This window comes from uncultured Streptomyces sp. (assembly GCF_947488945.1).
GTDB lineage: Bacteria > Actinomycetota > Actinomycetes > Streptomycetales > Streptomycetaceae > Streptomyces.
Genome location: NZ_CANLBS010000007.1, coordinates 46,481 through 59,798 on the forward strand (window position 1 = coordinate 46,481; position 13,318 = coordinate 59,798).

Here is a 13,318-nt window from a genome sequence, read left to right on the forward strand (position 1 = left end):
GGGTTACCGCCGGACCGTCGCTACTTCATGGGCGTACTCATCGCGTACTCATCGAGTGCTCATCGCAATCTCGACCTACTTCCAACTCGCGAGGTACCTGACCGCACGGGGTCCCGTGCCGTTCACTTTCTTACGGTGTCACCCGTCCGACGAACCGCTCCAGGGCGGAGGTGTCGAACGGCCCCTTGGCCTTGAAGGCCCGGGGGAAGGCCCGGCGGCGGACCGCCAGGCCGAGACATTCGGATGCGGGGTGCACATAAGCACCCCGGCCGGGCAGCGTACCGCGTGGATCAGGGACGCACGCGCCCTCGTCCACCACGATGCGCAACAGCTCGCTCTTGACCGCTCGCTCCCGGCATCCCACACAGGTGCGTTCGGGGCAAGCGCGGGCTAGCGTCCGGCCAGACACGGTTTAGTCTACCTCCCCGTACCGACCTCACCCCGTGGGGGGAGAAATCGAACGGACGTTGTCGTGTTCTCAGCGGACCGGAGGCCCGCCGTATTCCCGCCGGTGGACGGGGTCAGCGGCGGTCCGCACGCTCACGGGCGCGCTCGGCGCGCTCGCGGTCGGCGACGTCGCGCTCTTCGTCGGTCTCGGTGTCCGGCCGGATGTCGATGCGCCAGCCGGTGAGCCGGGCGGCCAGCCGGGCGTTCTGCCCCTCCTTGCCGATGGCCAGCGAGAGCTGGTAGTCCGGCACGGTGACCCGGGCGGAGCGGGAGCCGAGGTCGACGACCTCGACCTCGCTGACCCGGGCCGGGGAGAGCGCGTTGGCGACCATCTCGGCCGGGTCGTCCGACCAGTCCACGATGTCGATCTTCTCACCGTGCAGCTCGGCCATGATGTTGCGGACGCGGCCGCCCATCGGGCCGATGCAGGCACCCTTGGCGTTCAGCCCGGAGCGGGTCGAGCGCACCGCGATCTTGGTGCGATGGCCGGCCTCGCGGGCGATGGCGCAGATCTCGACGGAACCGTCGGCGATCTCCGGGACCTCCAGCGCGAACAGCTTCTTGACCAAATTCGGGTGGGTGCGCGACAGCGTCACGGACGGACCGCGGACGCCCTTGGCGACCCGGACGACGTACGTGCGCAGGCGCAGCCCGTGGGTGTACTCCTCGCCCGGAACCTGCTCCTGCACCGGCAGGATGGCCTCCAGCTTGCCGATGTCGACCAGGACGTTGCGCGGGTCCTTGCCCTGCTGGACGACGCCCGTGACGACGTCGCCCTCATGGCCGGCGTACTCGCCGAAGGTGCGGTCGTCCTCGGCGTCGCGCAGCCGCTGCAGGATGACCTGCTTGGCGGTGGTCGCCGCGATGCGGCCGAAGCCCGACGGGGTGTCGTCGAACTCCTTGGCCTCCTGGCCCTCTTCGAGGTCGGCGGGGTCCTCCGTCGCCCAGACGGTGACGTGGCCCTTCTCGTCGAGCTTCACGCGCGCCCGGCGGTAGCTGCCGTCGGTGCGGTGGTAGGCGATGAGGAGCGCCGACTCGATGGCCCCGACGAGCACGTCGAAGGGGATCTCCTTGTCCTGCGCCAAGCCCTTCAGCAGTTTCACGTCGATATCCACGGCTACGCCTCCTCTTCCTTCTTGTCCTTGCGGTTGAATTCGATCTCCACGCGGGCCTTGGCGATGTCCGCGAAGGCGATCCGGCGGGACGTGGGCTTGCGGCCCTTGACGCCCGGGACCTCCAGGTCCAGGCCGTCCTCGTCCACGGCGAGGACGCGGGCGACGAGTTCGCCGTCCGCGCCGCCGTCTCCGCCGTCTCGAACCGACAGCTGGAACTTCACCAGACGGCCGGTGGCGCGCACGTAGTGACGGTGCTCGGTGAGCGGACGGTCGGCGCCGGGGGAGCTGACTTCGAGGACGTATTCGGCCTCGCCCATCGCGTCGCTCTCGTCCAGCTTCGCGGAGATCGCGCGGCTCAGTTCCGCGCACGTGTCGAGCTCGACGCCCTCGTCCGAGTCCACGATGATCCGCAGCACGCGGCGGCGGCCAGCCCGGGACACCTCGATCTCTTCGAGATCCAGCTGCTCGGCGAGGACGAGCGGTTCGAGCAGTCCGCGCAGCCTCTCGCTCTCGGTGGTGCTCATCCGGGTGACTCCTCGGCCGCGTCTGCTGTTGTGGGGATCGTCGTGCGTCGTGTCAAAGGGTATCCGGTCGCGGAGGGTGTTGCCGTCCGCCCGCCCCCTCGTCGCGGGTACGCTCACCACCGGTGATCACGTGCGGACAGTTCCGGTCGGGAACCGGTCCCAGGCCGAAGGAGAACAGTGCGGCGTACGGGGACGACGCGCAGGGCGGCCCTCACCGCCGCCGGCGCGGTGGCTGCGGGGACGGTACTCACCGCCTGCGGCGGGGCCGACGACGGTACCGGGCCGGAGAGTGCCCGCGCCCGCGCGGCGGCCGCCGCGGCCACCGGGGCGCTGCGGACCGCCGCCGCCCGCACCAGCGCGGAGCTGCTGGCGCGCTACGACCGGGTCGCCGAGGCCCATCCCGGCACCGCCGCCCCACTGGCCCCGCTGCGGGCGGCCCTGCGGGAGCACGCGGCGGCCCTGACGGCGGGCGGTGGCGCGGTGCGTCCGGCCGCCGGCAGCCGGACGCCCGCCGCGGACCCGGCGGCGGCGCTCAGGGAACTGGCCGCCGACGCGCGGCGCTCCTCGGCCACGCACACCAGGGCGCTGCTGACGGCGGAACCCGAACTGGCCCGTCTGCTGGCGTCGGTGGCGGCGGCCGACGCGGTCCACGCCCATCTGCTCACCGAGCTGGCGAAAGAGGTCGCGGCATGAGCGACGACGGGGCGCGGGCACGGGCTCTGGAGGCGGCGCAGGCCGCCCTGGCCGCCGAGCACGCGGCGGTGTACGGCTACGGCGTGGTCGGCGCCCGCAGCGAGGGCGCCCGCCGCTCGGACGCCACGGCGGCGTACGACGCGCACCGGGCACGCCGGGACACGCTGGCGCGGACCGTGCGGGAGCTGGGCGGCGACCCGGTCGCCGCGTCGGCCGCGTACGCCCTGCCGTTCGCGGTGCGGGACGACGGCGCCGCGGTCCGGCTGGCGGTGGTGCTGGAGGAGGGCGTCGCGGGGGCCTGCGCGGACCTGGTGCGGGCCACCGACGGCGATCTGCGGGGGGTGGCGGCGCTCGCGCTGCGGGAGGCGGCGGTGCGCGCGGCCCGCTGGCGGGGTGGCGGCGTAGCCTTTCCGGGGCTCGCCGAACGGGCCGACGAGCCGTCGGACGAACCGGCGGAGGCGGCCGGACCGGACCCGGCCGCCACGCGCTGAGTCCGCGCTCGCTCACGCCTTCGAAAGGGAACAAGGGCACGTATGGGTTTCGAACCGCCGCAGCGACTGGTGCGAGCGCTCGGCGAGGCGTACGGAAGGGCCGCGGCCGACGTCTGGCTCGGCCGGTTCGACGCCCTCGTGCGGGCCGAGCTGACCGAGGAGGGCCGCGGCCTGGTCCTCGACCGGGTGGTCGCCCCCGGCGGCCGCAGCGCGGCCGTGCTGCTGGTGACGACGGCCGACGGTGTCCCCGCGGTGCTGAAGATCGCGCCGCCCGAGGCCGGCCCCGAGCTGGAGCGGGCGGCGCTCGCGCACTGGGGAGGCTGGGGCGCGGTACGTCTGCTGGACCCGCAGGCGCCGGCCGGTCCGTCCGGCGGGCTGCTGCTGGAGCGGCTGCACCAGGAGATGTCGCTGCGCTCACTGCCGGAGGCGAAGGCGCTACTGGAGGCGGCGGGCACGGTCCGGCGGCTGTGGGTGGAACCCCCGCCCGGCCATCCCTTCGAGTCGGTGACGGAGCGCACGGCGCGCCAGAGCGGTCCGATGCGGGCGTTCGCCGCGGCGGACCCGGAGGTGGAGCCGTTGGTGGAGGCGGCGCTGGCGGCCCGTGACGCGCTGGTCGCCGGCCCGCACGAGACGCTGCTGCTGCACGGCAACTTCCGGCAGAGCAAGGTGCTGTCGGGCGAGCGGGCGCCGTGGCTGACGGTCGGCCCGGAGCCGCTGGTCGGCGAGCGCGCCTACGACCTGGCGCGGCTGGCGCGGGACCGGGTCGAGGACCTGATCGCGTCGCCCGGCGGGCCGGTGACGGCGAGGCGGCGGGTCAAGAAGCTGGCGGAGTCGCTGGACGTGGACCAGGAACGGCTGCACGGCTGGACGCTGTTCCGGGCGGTGGAGTCGGGGACCCGGGCGCTGGCCGAGGGGCGGCGCCAGACGGGCGAGCTGTCGCTGGAGTTCGCCGGCTGGCTCTGACCGCCGCGCCCCCGTACGGCCCGGCCGCCCCTCCCCCGTACGCGGACGGCCCCCGTCGCACCGGGGTGCGGCGGGGGCCGGCCGTGCGGTGCCGGGCGGTTCAGCCCAGGTCGGCGGTGACGCGGGCGATCGCCTCGTCGACGGTCAGCTCCTCGCGCTCGCCGGTGCGGCGGTCCTTCAGCTCCACGACGCCCTCGGCGGCGCGGCGGCCGGCGACCAGGATGGTGGGCACGCCGATGAGTTCGGCGTCGGTGAACTTCACGCCGGGCGAGACGCCCGCGCGGTCGTCCACCAGCACCCGGGCGCCGGCCTCCTTGAGCTTCTCGGAGACGTCCAGGGCGAGTTCGGTCTGCAGCGCCTTGCCGGCGGCGACGACGTGCACGTCGGCCGGGGCGACCTCGCGGGGCCAGCACAGGCCCTTGTCGTCGGCGGTCTGCTCCGCGAGCGCCGCCACCGCGCGGGAGACGCCGATGCCGTACGAGCCCATGGTCACGCGGACCGGCTTGCCCTGCTGGCCGAGGACGTCGAGCTGGAAGGTGTCGGCGTACTTGCGGCCGAGCTGGAAGATGTGGCCGATCTCGATGGCGCGGTCGAGCTGGAGGCCGGTGCCGCACGTGGGGCAGGGGTCGCCCGGCTCGACGACGACGGCGTCGAGGTAGTCGTCCACCTCGAAGTCGCGGCCGGCGACGACGTTCCTGGCGTGCTTGCCGTTCTCGTTGGCGCCGGTGATCCAGGCGGTGCCGGGGGCGATGCGGGGGTCGGCGATGTAGCGGACCTTGTCCAGGCCCTGCGGGCCGACGTAGCCGCGCACCAGGTCGTCGCGGCCCTCGAAGTCCTCGGCGGTGACCAGCTCGACCACGGCCGGGGCCAGGTGCTCGCCGAGCTTGCCGAGGTCCACCTCGCGGTCGCCGGGCACGCCGACGGCGACGATCTCGCCGTCCACCTTGACCAGCAGGTTCTTCAGGGTGGCGGAGGCGGGCACGCCGAGGTGCGCGGCGAGCGTCTCGATGGTCGGTGTGTCGGGGGTGTCCAGCACCTCGAGAGGGCCGTGCGCGGAGCCGTCGGCCGGGGTCAGCGCGAAGGTGACGGCCTCGGTGTTGGCGGCGTAGTCGCAGTTCGGGCAGTCGGCGAAGGTGTCCTCGCCGGCCGGGGCCGGGGCGAGGAACTCCTCGGAGGCGGAGCCGCCCATCGCGCCCGAGACGGCGGAGACGATCCGGTGGTCGAGGCCGAGGCGCCGGAAGATCTTGATGTACGCCTCGCGGTGCAGGCGGTACGACTCGGCGAGGCCCTCGTCGGTGGTGTCGAAGGAGTACGAGTCCTTCATCTGGAACTCGCGGCCGCGCAGCACGCCGGCGCGGGGGCGGGCCTCGTCGCGGTACTTGGTCTGGATCTGGTAGAGCATCACCGGCAGGTCCTTGTAGGACGTGCACTGGTCCTTGACGGTCTGGGTGAAGACCTCTTCGTGGGTGGGGCCGAGGAGGTAGTCGCCGCCCTTGCGGTCCTGGAGGCGGAAGAGCAGGTCGCCGTACTCGTCCCAGCGGCCGCTGGCCTGGTAGGGCTCCTTGGGCAGCAGGGCGGGGAGCAGGACCTCCTGGGCGCCGATGGCGTCCATCTCCTCGCGCACGACGTTCGAGATGTTGTCGAGGACCTTCTTGCCGAGCGGCAGCCAGCTCCAGATCCCGGCGGCGTTGCGGCGGACGTAACCGGCCCGGACGAGCAGCTTGTGGTTGAGCGTCTCGGCGTCCGCCGGGTCGTCGCGCAGTGTCTTGACCATCAATCGGGACATGCGCTGGACCTGGGCCATGGTGAACTCCTGCTCGACTGTGTCTTCCGGGGGCGCCGTCCGCCGGACGGACGCCCGGCCCCGGAGGTGATGTGCCCGAGATTAGCCGGGCGGCCCGTGTGGGCGGAAATCCTTACCCCCGCCGCGCCGCAGCGGGAGCGGGGCTCCCATCACCGCGTACGGCACGGGGGCGCTCGGGAAGACGACCTGGCGGGCGAGGTCGCGGTAGCCCAGCGAGCGGTAGAGGGCGCGGGCCGGGCTGTCCCGGTCGATCGCGGAGAGGATCGACTTCGGCTGGGCGGCGCCGTCGGTGAGGGCGGTGATCAGGGCCCGGCCGATGCCCCGGTGCTGGTGTTCCGGGTGGACGTGCAGCTCGGTGATGACGAAGGAGTCGTCGAGCCATGCGTCGGTTCCGGTGGCGCGCAGGCAGGGTTCGACGACGGAGGACCACCAGTGGGCACGGTCGTTGGGCAGGCCGTAGACGAACCCGGCGAGCCGCCCGCCGGGGGTGACGGCGCCCAGGGCGCGGGCGCCGGGCTGTTCCAGGTGCCGGAGCACCAGGGGCCGGCGTACGTCGATCTCGCCCTGGCTGAGGCCGAAGGCCATGGCCTGGACGACGAGGGCCTCGTCGACGCGCGCGGCGAGGTCGACCGGCCCGATCGTGACGCCGGGGGTCGCGGGGCCGTGCGGCGGAACTGGTGCTGCCATGCGCGAACCCTACTGGCAGGGGCGCGGGGCGTGGACCGTGCGGGCCGCACCGGACCGCCGGGGGGCTTGCGGCGGGGTTCAGAACAGGACGCTCATGAACGCGCCGGTCTCGCGGAAGCCGACGCGGGCGTACGCCCTGCGGGCCGGGGTGTTGTAGTCGTTGACGTACAGGCTGACCACGGGCGCGACGTCGGCGAGGGCGTACCGCAGGACGGCGGCCATGCCGGTCTCGGACAGGCCGCGGCCCCGGTGTTCGGGGGCGACCCAGACGCCCTGGATCTGGCAGGCGCGGGAGGTGGCGGCGCCGATCTCGGCCTTGAAGACGACCTTGCCGTCGTCGATGCGGGCGTAGGACCGGCCGGAGCCGATGAGTTCGGCGACCCGTGCCTGGTAGAGCAGTCCGCCGTCGCCGGCCAGCGGAGACACGCCGACCTCCTCGGTGAACATCGCCACGCAGGCCGGCAGGACGATGTCCATCTCGTCCTTGCGGATGCGGCGCACCAGCGGGTCGGGGGTGACGTCGGTCGAGGCGTGCTCGGTCACCATGAGCGGCTGGTTCGGGCGGACGTCGCGGGCCGGGCCCCAGGTCGGCTCCAGCAGCCGCCACAGCAGGGCGGTGGAGTCGGCGGGTCCGACGATGGAGGAGCAGCGGCGACCGGTGCGGCGGGCCCGGTCGGCGAAGGCGCGGACGGCTTCCGGGCCGGCGCAGATGGGGACGAGGTTGGCGCCCGAGTAGCACAGGGACCGCAGCCGCCCGTCGGCGTACCAGCCCCACATCTCGCCGCCGAGCCGCCAGGGGTCGAGTCCGGCCACCCGGACGCGGGACGTCACGAAGGCGTTGGTGACGGGATCGCTCTCCAGGATGGCGAGCGCCGCGTCGAGGTCACCCGGTTCGAGGACCCGGGTGGTGGTGTGCGTCAACACGAGGGGGCCTCACCATACGGTCTGCTGATTTCCGCACTGTACCCAAAGTGGCTGTGGCGCGCCGCTCCCGCCCGGGGTACGGGACCGGGACACGGCCGCGCCCCGCCCGGACCGGGGTCCGTGCGGGGCGCGGGAGGCGTGCGGGGCGGTCAGCTGATGGAGACCTCGGGCTCGCCGGAGGCGATGCCGTCCTTCTCCATCTGCTCGGCGATCTTCATCGCCTCTTCGATGAGGGTCTCCACGATCTTGGACTCGGGGACGGTCTTGATGACCTCGCCCTTGACGAAGATCTGGCCCTTGCCGTTGCCGGAGGCGACACCGAGGTCGGCCTCGCGGGCCTCGCCGGGGCCGTTGACGACGCAGCCCATGACGGCCACCCGCAGCGGGACCTCCATGCCTTCGAGTCCGGCGCTCACCTCGTCGGCGAGCTTGTAGACGTCGACCTGGGCGCGGCCGCAGGACGGGCAGGAGACGATCTCCAGGCGGCGCTGCCTGAGGTTGAGCGACTCCAGGATCTGGATGCCGACCTTGACCTCCTCGGCGGGCGGGGCCGAGAGGGAGACGCGGATGGTGTCGCCGATGCCCTCGGCGAGCAGGGCGCCGAAGGCGACGGCCGACTTGATGGTGCCCTGGAAAGCCGGGCCGGCCTCGGTGACGCCGAGGTGCAGGGGGTAGTCGCAGCTCTGGGCGAGCAGGCGGTAGGCGTTGACCATCACGACGGGGTCGTTGTGCTTGACCGAGATCTTGATGTCGCGGAAGCCGTGCTCCTCGAAGAGGGACGCCTCCCAGAGCGCGGACTCGACGAGCGCCTCGGGCGTCGCCTTGCCGTACTTCTTCAGCAGACGCGCGTCGAGCGAACCGGCGTTGACGCCGATGCGGATCGGGGTGCCGGCGGCGCTCGCGGCGCGGGCGATCTCCTTCACCTTGTCGTCGAACTGCTTGATGTTGCCCGGGTTGACCCGGACCGCGGCGCAGCCGGCGTCGATGGCGGCGAAGACGTACTTGGGCTGGAAGTGGATGTCGGCGATGACGGGGATCTGCGACTTGCGCGCGATCGTGGCCAGCGCGTCGGCGTCGTCCTGGGTCGGGCAGGCCACCCGCACGATCTGGCAGCCGGAGGCCGTCAGCTCGGCGATCTGCTGGAGCGTCGCGCCGATGTCGGAGGTGCGCGTCGTGGTCATCGACTGCACCGAGACGGGTGCGTCCCCGCCGACGGCCACCGATCCGACCTGGATCTTGCGGCTGACGCGTCGGTCGGCGAGCTTGGTCGGAACGGCGGGCATTCCGAGAGAAATCGCAGTCATGCGCTGTTGCATCCCCAAGGTGTGGATCAAGGCCCGAGATCGGCGGGCTCCAGCTTTCGAGGTTACGGCACGGAGGGCGCGGCGCACGCACCGCTCGGCCGCTTCCCCCCTACGGGTGGCGGCCGGACACCTCGTGTGTGCCTGGCCGCCACGCGTGGGACGGGTGGGACGGTCAGCTGATCTTCACCGGGTTCACGATGTCGGCGACCAGCACCAGCAGCGTGAAGCAGATGAAGATCCCGGCGACGACGTAGGCGACCGGCATGAGCTTCGCCACGTCGAAGGGGCCCGGATCGGGGCGCCGGAAGATCCTCGCCAGGTTGCGGCGCAGCGCCTCCCAGAGCGCGCCGGCGATGTGTCCGCCGTCGAGCGGCAGCAGGGGCAGCATGTTGAAGAGGAAGAGGGAGAGGTTGAACCCGGCGAGCAGGAACAGCATCATCGCGATCTGGTTCTGCGCCGGCACGTCCAGCGTCATCACCTCGCCGCCGATGCGGGCCGCGCCGACCACGCCGACCGGCGAGTCGTCGGCCCGCTCCCCGTCGCCGAAGGCCGCGCTCCACAGGGCCGGGATCTTCGAGGGCAGCTTGACGATCGACTCGACGCCGTTCTCCAGCATGTCGCCCATGCGGTCGACGGACTGGCCGAAGCCCAGCGGCACGATCTCGGTGCGGGCGGCGAAGCCGAGGTAACCGGCCCGGACGTACTGGTCGGGGACGACCTCGCCGTCGCCGTCCTTCTTCGCCACCCGGTTCTCCAGCAGGTCCGCGTGGAGCACGACGTCCCGGCCGGCGCGCTCGACGGTGATCGTCGCGGGGCCGACGGTCTTGCGGATGCGGTCGGAGAGGGTGGTCCAGTCGTCGACCTCCACGCCGTTGAACGCGACGATCGTGTCGCCCTCGCGCAGTCCGGCGGCCCTGGCCGGCGAGACCGGGTCGCCGGCGGCGCAGGTGTCGCGCTTCTCGCTCTGCGAGATCACGCACTGCTGGACGCCCGCGACTTCGGTGGTCTGGGTCTGGAAGCCGAAGGACATGGCCACGCCCATGAAGATCGCCACGGCGAGGATCAGGTTCATGAACGGCCCGGCGAACATCACGATGACGCGCTTCCACGGCTTGCGCGTGTAGAACAGGCGGCTCTCGTCGCCCGGCCGGAGCTCCTCGAAGGCCGCCGAGCGCGCGTCCTCGATCATGCCGCGCCAGGGGGAGGTGGAGCGGGCTTCGAGGCGGCCGTCGGCGCCGGGCGGGAACATGCCGATCATGCGGATGTAGCCGCCGGCCGGAATGGCCTTGATGCCGTACTCGGTGTCGCCCTTCTTGCGCGACCAGACGGTGGGTCCGAAGCCGACCATGTACTGCGGGACCCGGATGCCGAAGAGCTTGGCCGTGGAGAGGTGGCCGAGCTCGTGCCAGGCGATCGAGAACAGCAGCCCCACGGCGAAGATGGCGATCCCCAGGATCGTCAGCAGGATCGTGGTCCAACTCATGCGCGCGCCTCCGCTGTCGCCTTCACCGTGAGCTCGCGGGCCCGGGCGCGTGCCCAGGTCTCCGCTTCCAGTACGTCCGCGACGGTCAGTGTGGTTCCCGGGGCGGGGGTGCCGTGCTCGGCCACCACGGCGGTGACCGTGTCCATGATGCCGTTGAAGGCGAGCGTTCCGGACAGGAACGCGTCGACGCACTCCTCGTTGGCGGCGTTGAACACCGCCGGGGCGGTGCCGCCGAGCGCGCCCACGTGCCGGGCGAGTCCGACCGACGGGAACGCCTCGGTGTCCAGCGGGAAGAACTCCCAGGTGGAGGCCTTGGTCCAGTCGAAGGCCGGTGCGGCGTCCGGGACCCGCTGCGGCCAGCCGAGACCGACGGCGATCGGGCCGCGCATGTCGGGCGGGGTGGCCTGCGCCAGCGTGGAGCCGTCGGTGAACTCGACCATCGAGTGCACGTACGACTGGGGGTGGACGACGACCTCGATGCGGTCGAAGGGGATGTCGTAGAGGAGGTGCGCCTCGATGACCTCCAGACCCTTGTTGACGAGGGTCGCGGAGTTGACGGTGATGACCGGCCCCATCGCCCAGGTGGGGTGGGCGAGCGCCTGCTCGCGGGTGACGTCGGCCAGTTCCGCCCGGGTGCGGCCGCGGAACGGCCCGCCGGAGGCGGTGACGACCAGCTTGCGCACGTCGGCGCGGGTCCCGGCGGCGAGCGCCTGGAACAGGGCGGCGTGCTCGGAGTCGACCGGGATGATCTGTCCGGGCGCCGCCAGCGCCTTCACCAGCGGGCCGCCGACGATCAGCGACTCCTTGTTGGCGAGGGCGAGGGTGCGGCCCGCCCGCAGCGCGGCCAGGGTCGGGGCGAGCCCGATGGAGCCGGTGATGCCGTTGAGCACCGTGTGGCAGTGGCTCGCGGCGAGTTCGGCGGCGGCGTCGGGACCGGCCAGGATCTCGGGCAGCGGCGCTCCTGCCCCGTACTCCCCGGCGAGCGCCTCGCGCAGGGCGGGCACCGCGTCCTCGGCGGCGACCGCGACCGTGCGGACGCCGAGCGTGCGCGCCTGCGCGGCGAGCAGGGCGACCCGGCCGCCGGCGGCGGAGAGCGCGGTGACCCGGAAGCGGTCGGGGTTGCGCAGCACGAGGTCGATGGCCTGGGTGCCGATGGACCCGGTGGAGCCGAGGATCACGAGATCCCGGCGGCCTTCCGCGGCGTCGAAGACGAGATGCGGGTCGGCGAGAGGGGCAGGACTGTCGGTCATGGCCCCATTGTTGCCGCTCGCGCTCCGTGCGCGGGCACAGGGCGGCCCGGTAGGTCGCGGCCGGGCTCCGGGCCGGGGCGCGACCGGGGACGGCCGGGAGGCCGCGGGAGCCCCCGCGGCTCTCCGGCCGCTTCCCGGCCGCTCACGGACCGCCCGTCAGCGCCTGCGCAGCCTCCGTCGCACCCCGCGGGCCAGCGCGCGCCAGTCGGAGGCGACCAGCGCGGGGGCGCCACCGCCCCGGTGCCCCCACCGCACCACCATCGGCCGGGCACGGTGCACCTGGAGCCTGCGGGACCGCGCGCGGGGCGTGGAGGGCAGGGCGAACCGCAGCTCCAGGTCATGGGTGCGCGCACCGTCCGCCGGGGAGACCCGCAGCACCGGCTCCCAGCGTCCGGGCCGGTGCACGTGGTGGTGCAGCGTCCCGAGGTCGAGCACGACCCGTCCGGTCAGCGGCCGGCCGGTGGCGGTCGCCGGACCGGCCGGGATCTGGACCTGGTAGCCGTCGGGGTGCCGCAGGACGGCGCTGTGCCGGACGCCCGCGAGGCCGCCGTCCGCGTAGTACGGGCTGCGCACCAGCACCTCGGCCCTGCGGCCGCCGTCGATCACGCGCACCGCGTCCGGGCCGGGTTCCAGCTCCGCCCAGGTGAGGGAATCGTGCCGGGAGAGCGACAGCAGTTCGTCCGTCCGGCCGCCCTCCCGCAGCAGCCGGTCGCGCAGCCGCAGCAGCGGCGGAAAACTCTTCAGCGCCTCCGGGGGGATGAACTCGTTCAGCAGCTCGCCGGCGATGCGGGCGTACGGCTCCTGCCGCTCCGGCACCCGGCGGTGGAATCCCGGGCCGAACTTCGCCAGCAGTTCCACCCGGGCGAACCGCAGGAAGAGTTCGTTGCGCCGCTCGCCGGGTTCGGTGTGCTCGACGACCGACGCGAGCGCGGCGCGCACCGCGGAGTAGAAGGACTCGGCGGGCGGCTGCTGCTTGGTCAGGTGCGCGAAACCCTCGCGGTCGACCAGGTAGTAGCAGTCGTAGTCCGCCACCACGGAGATCGCCCGTGCCTTCAGATAGGCGGGCACGATGAAGGGCTGTTCCTCCGCCAGGCGCACCCCTTCGGCGAACCGCAGCCCGTGTTCCAGTACCAGCGAGCGGCGGAAGAGTTTCTGCGGCGTCAGGCTCCACATTCCCTTGGTGGACCAGACGTCGCCCTTCTCGACGTTGGCGGCGAAGGGTTCGGTCGGCGCGCCGCGCCCCACCCCCCGGATACGGCCGAGCACCACGTCGGAGTCGTTGCGCTGCGCCGCCTCGACCATCCGTCGCAGTCCGTCCGGGCCCAGGTAGTCGTCCGGGTCGGCGAAGAAGAGGAATTCGCCGCGGGCCAGATCGATCCCCCGGTTGCGCGGACCGCCGGGCGCCCCGCTGTTGCGCTGGTGCACCACCCGGACGTTCGGGTGGTTCCGCGCCCACCGGTCGAGCACCTCGCCGCCCGCGTCGGTGGAGCCGTCGTCGACCGCCACCACCTCGATGCGGTCGAAGCCGAGACTCTGCCGGACCACCGACTCCAGGCACTCGTCCAGGAACTCGGCGGCGTTGTAGACCGGGATGACCACACTGACCGCGATGTCGTTCACGTTCGACTTTCCC

The 13,318-nt window shown here is 72.9% G+C and carries 13 protein-coding genes; 3 read left to right on the forward strand and 10 right to left on the reverse strand.

The genetic code is table 11. The features are described 5' to 3' along the window. Positions 1-130: 130 nt before the first annotated feature. From Q0994_RS13010 to rimP, 3 genes are all read right to left on the reverse strand, one after another. Complete coding sequence (locus Q0994_RS13010; RefSeq protein ID WP_299533172.1) at positions 131-409, reverse strand: YlxR family protein; 279 nt, start codon at positions 407-409, stop codon at positions 131-133. Between the two features lie 112 nt (positions 410-521). Continuing rightward, complete coding sequence (nusA, locus tag Q0994_RS13015) at positions 522-1,562, reverse strand: transcription termination factor NusA (RefSeq protein WP_299533174.1); 1,041 nt, start codon at positions 1,560-1,562, stop codon at positions 522-524. Between the two features lie 2 nt (positions 1,563-1,564). Continuing rightward, entirely contained in the window at positions 1,565-2,086 is a 522-nt protein-coding gene (rimP, locus tag Q0994_RS13020) for a ribosome maturation factor RimP (protein WP_299533177.1), read from the reverse strand. A gap of 177 nt (positions 2,087-2,263) precedes the next feature. Here rimP and Q0994_RS13025 point away from each other — a divergent pair, with 177 nt between their 5' ends. Genes Q0994_RS13025 through Q0994_RS13035 form a run of 3 tightly spaced genes read left to right on the forward strand, consistent with a single transcriptional unit; the run spans position 2,264 to position 4,233 of the window. Beyond that, complete coding sequence (locus Q0994_RS13025; RefSeq protein WP_299533179.1) at positions 2,264-2,779, forward strand: hypothetical protein; 516 nt, start codon at positions 2,264-2,266, stop codon at positions 2,777-2,779. Further along, complete coding sequence (locus Q0994_RS13030; protein ID WP_299533182.1) at positions 2,776-3,270, forward strand: ferritin-like domain-containing protein; 495 nt, start codon at positions 2,776-2,778, stop codon at positions 3,268-3,270. Before Q0994_RS13025 ends, Q0994_RS13030 begins: the two co-directional genes overlap by 4 nt. A 42-nt stretch (positions 3,271-3,312) precedes the next feature. Further along, positions 3,313-4,233 (forward strand): aminoglycoside phosphotransferase family protein, encoded by a 921-nt coding sequence (locus Q0994_RS13035; RefSeq protein WP_299533184.1) that lies wholly within the window; start codon positions 3,313-3,315, stop codon positions 4,231-4,233. A gap of 100 nt (positions 4,234-4,333) precedes the next feature. On the opposite strand, the gene Q0994_RS13040 is transcribed toward Q0994_RS13035, so the two are convergent. From Q0994_RS13040 to Q0994_RS13070, 7 genes are all read right to left on the reverse strand, one after another. Continuing rightward, positions 4,334-6,037 carry a proline--tRNA ligase gene (locus Q0994_RS13040; RefSeq protein ID WP_299533186.1) on the reverse strand — a complete coding sequence of 568 codons (1,704 nt, stop codon included), beginning with the start codon at positions 6,035-6,037 and terminating at the stop codon, positions 4,334-4,336. Between the two features lie 81 nt (positions 6,038-6,118). Further along, positions 6,119-6,724: an N-acetyltransferase gene (locus Q0994_RS13045; RefSeq protein ID WP_299533188.1), complete on the reverse strand. Its 606-nt coding sequence runs from the start codon at positions 6,722-6,724 to the stop codon at positions 6,119-6,121. A gap of 78 nt (positions 6,725-6,802) precedes the next feature. After that, entirely contained in the window at positions 6,803-7,648 is an 846-nt protein-coding gene (locus tag Q0994_RS13050; RefSeq protein ID WP_299533190.1) for a GNAT family N-acetyltransferase, read from the reverse strand. Between the two features lie 149 nt (positions 7,649-7,797). After that, positions 7,798-8,952, reverse strand: coding sequence for a flavodoxin-dependent (E)-4-hydroxy-3-methylbut-2-enyl-diphosphate synthase (gene ispG, locus Q0994_RS13055; RefSeq protein WP_299533222.1), 1,155 nt, complete (start codon positions 8,950-8,952; stop codon positions 7,798-7,800). 172 nt (positions 8,953-9,124) lie between these two features. Continuing rightward, positions 9,125-10,435, reverse strand: a complete 1,311-nt coding sequence (locus Q0994_RS13060; RefSeq protein WP_299533224.1) for an RIP metalloprotease — start codon at positions 10,433-10,435, stop codon at positions 9,125-9,127. After that, complete coding sequence (dxr, locus tag Q0994_RS13065) at positions 10,432-11,685, reverse strand: 1-deoxy-D-xylulose-5-phosphate reductoisomerase (protein ID WP_299533226.1); 1,254 nt, start codon at positions 11,683-11,685, stop codon at positions 10,432-10,434. Before dxr ends, Q0994_RS13060 begins: the two co-directional genes overlap by 4 nt. A gap of 156 nt (positions 11,686-11,841) precedes the next feature. Beyond that, complete coding sequence (locus tag Q0994_RS13070; RefSeq protein WP_299533228.1) at positions 11,842-13,305, reverse strand: glycosyltransferase; 1,464 nt, start codon at positions 13,303-13,305, stop codon at positions 11,842-11,844. Between the last annotated feature and the right edge of the window lie 13 nt (positions 13,306-13,318).

What these genes read in the sequence shown, in the direction of transcription:
- rimP (WP_299533177.1), bottom strand. Translation starts at nt 2,086, where the DNA reads ATGAGCACCACCGAGAGCGAGAGGCTGCGCGGACTGCTCGAACCGCTC.
- Q0994_RS13030 (WP_299533182.1), top strand. Translation starts at nt 2,776, where the DNA reads ATGAGCGACGACGGGGCGCGGGCACGGGCTCTGGAGGCGGCGCAGGCC.
- Q0994_RS13035 (WP_299533184.1), top strand. Translation starts at nt 3,313, where the DNA reads ATGGGTTTCGAACCGCCGCAGCGACTGGTGCGAGCGCTCGGCGAGGCG.
- Q0994_RS13040 (WP_299533186.1), bottom strand. Translation starts at nt 6,037, where the DNA reads ATGGCCCAGGTCCAGCGCATGTCCCGATTGATGGTCAAGACACTGCGC.
- Q0994_RS13045 (WP_299533188.1), bottom strand. Translation starts at nt 6,724, where the DNA reads ATGGCAGCACCAGTTCCGCCGCACGGCCCCGCGACCCCCGGCGTCACG.
- ispG (WP_299533222.1), bottom strand. Translation starts at nt 8,952, where the DNA reads ATGACTGCGATTTCTCTCGGAATGCCCGCCGTTCCGACCAAGCTCGCC.
- Q0994_RS13060 (WP_299533224.1), bottom strand. Translation starts at nt 10,435, where the DNA reads ATGAGTTGGACCACGATCCTGCTGACGATCCTGGGGATCGCCATCTTC.
- dxr (WP_299533226.1), bottom strand. Translation starts at nt 11,685, where the DNA reads ATGACCGACAGTCCTGCCCCTCTCGCCGACCCGCATCTCGTCTTCGAC.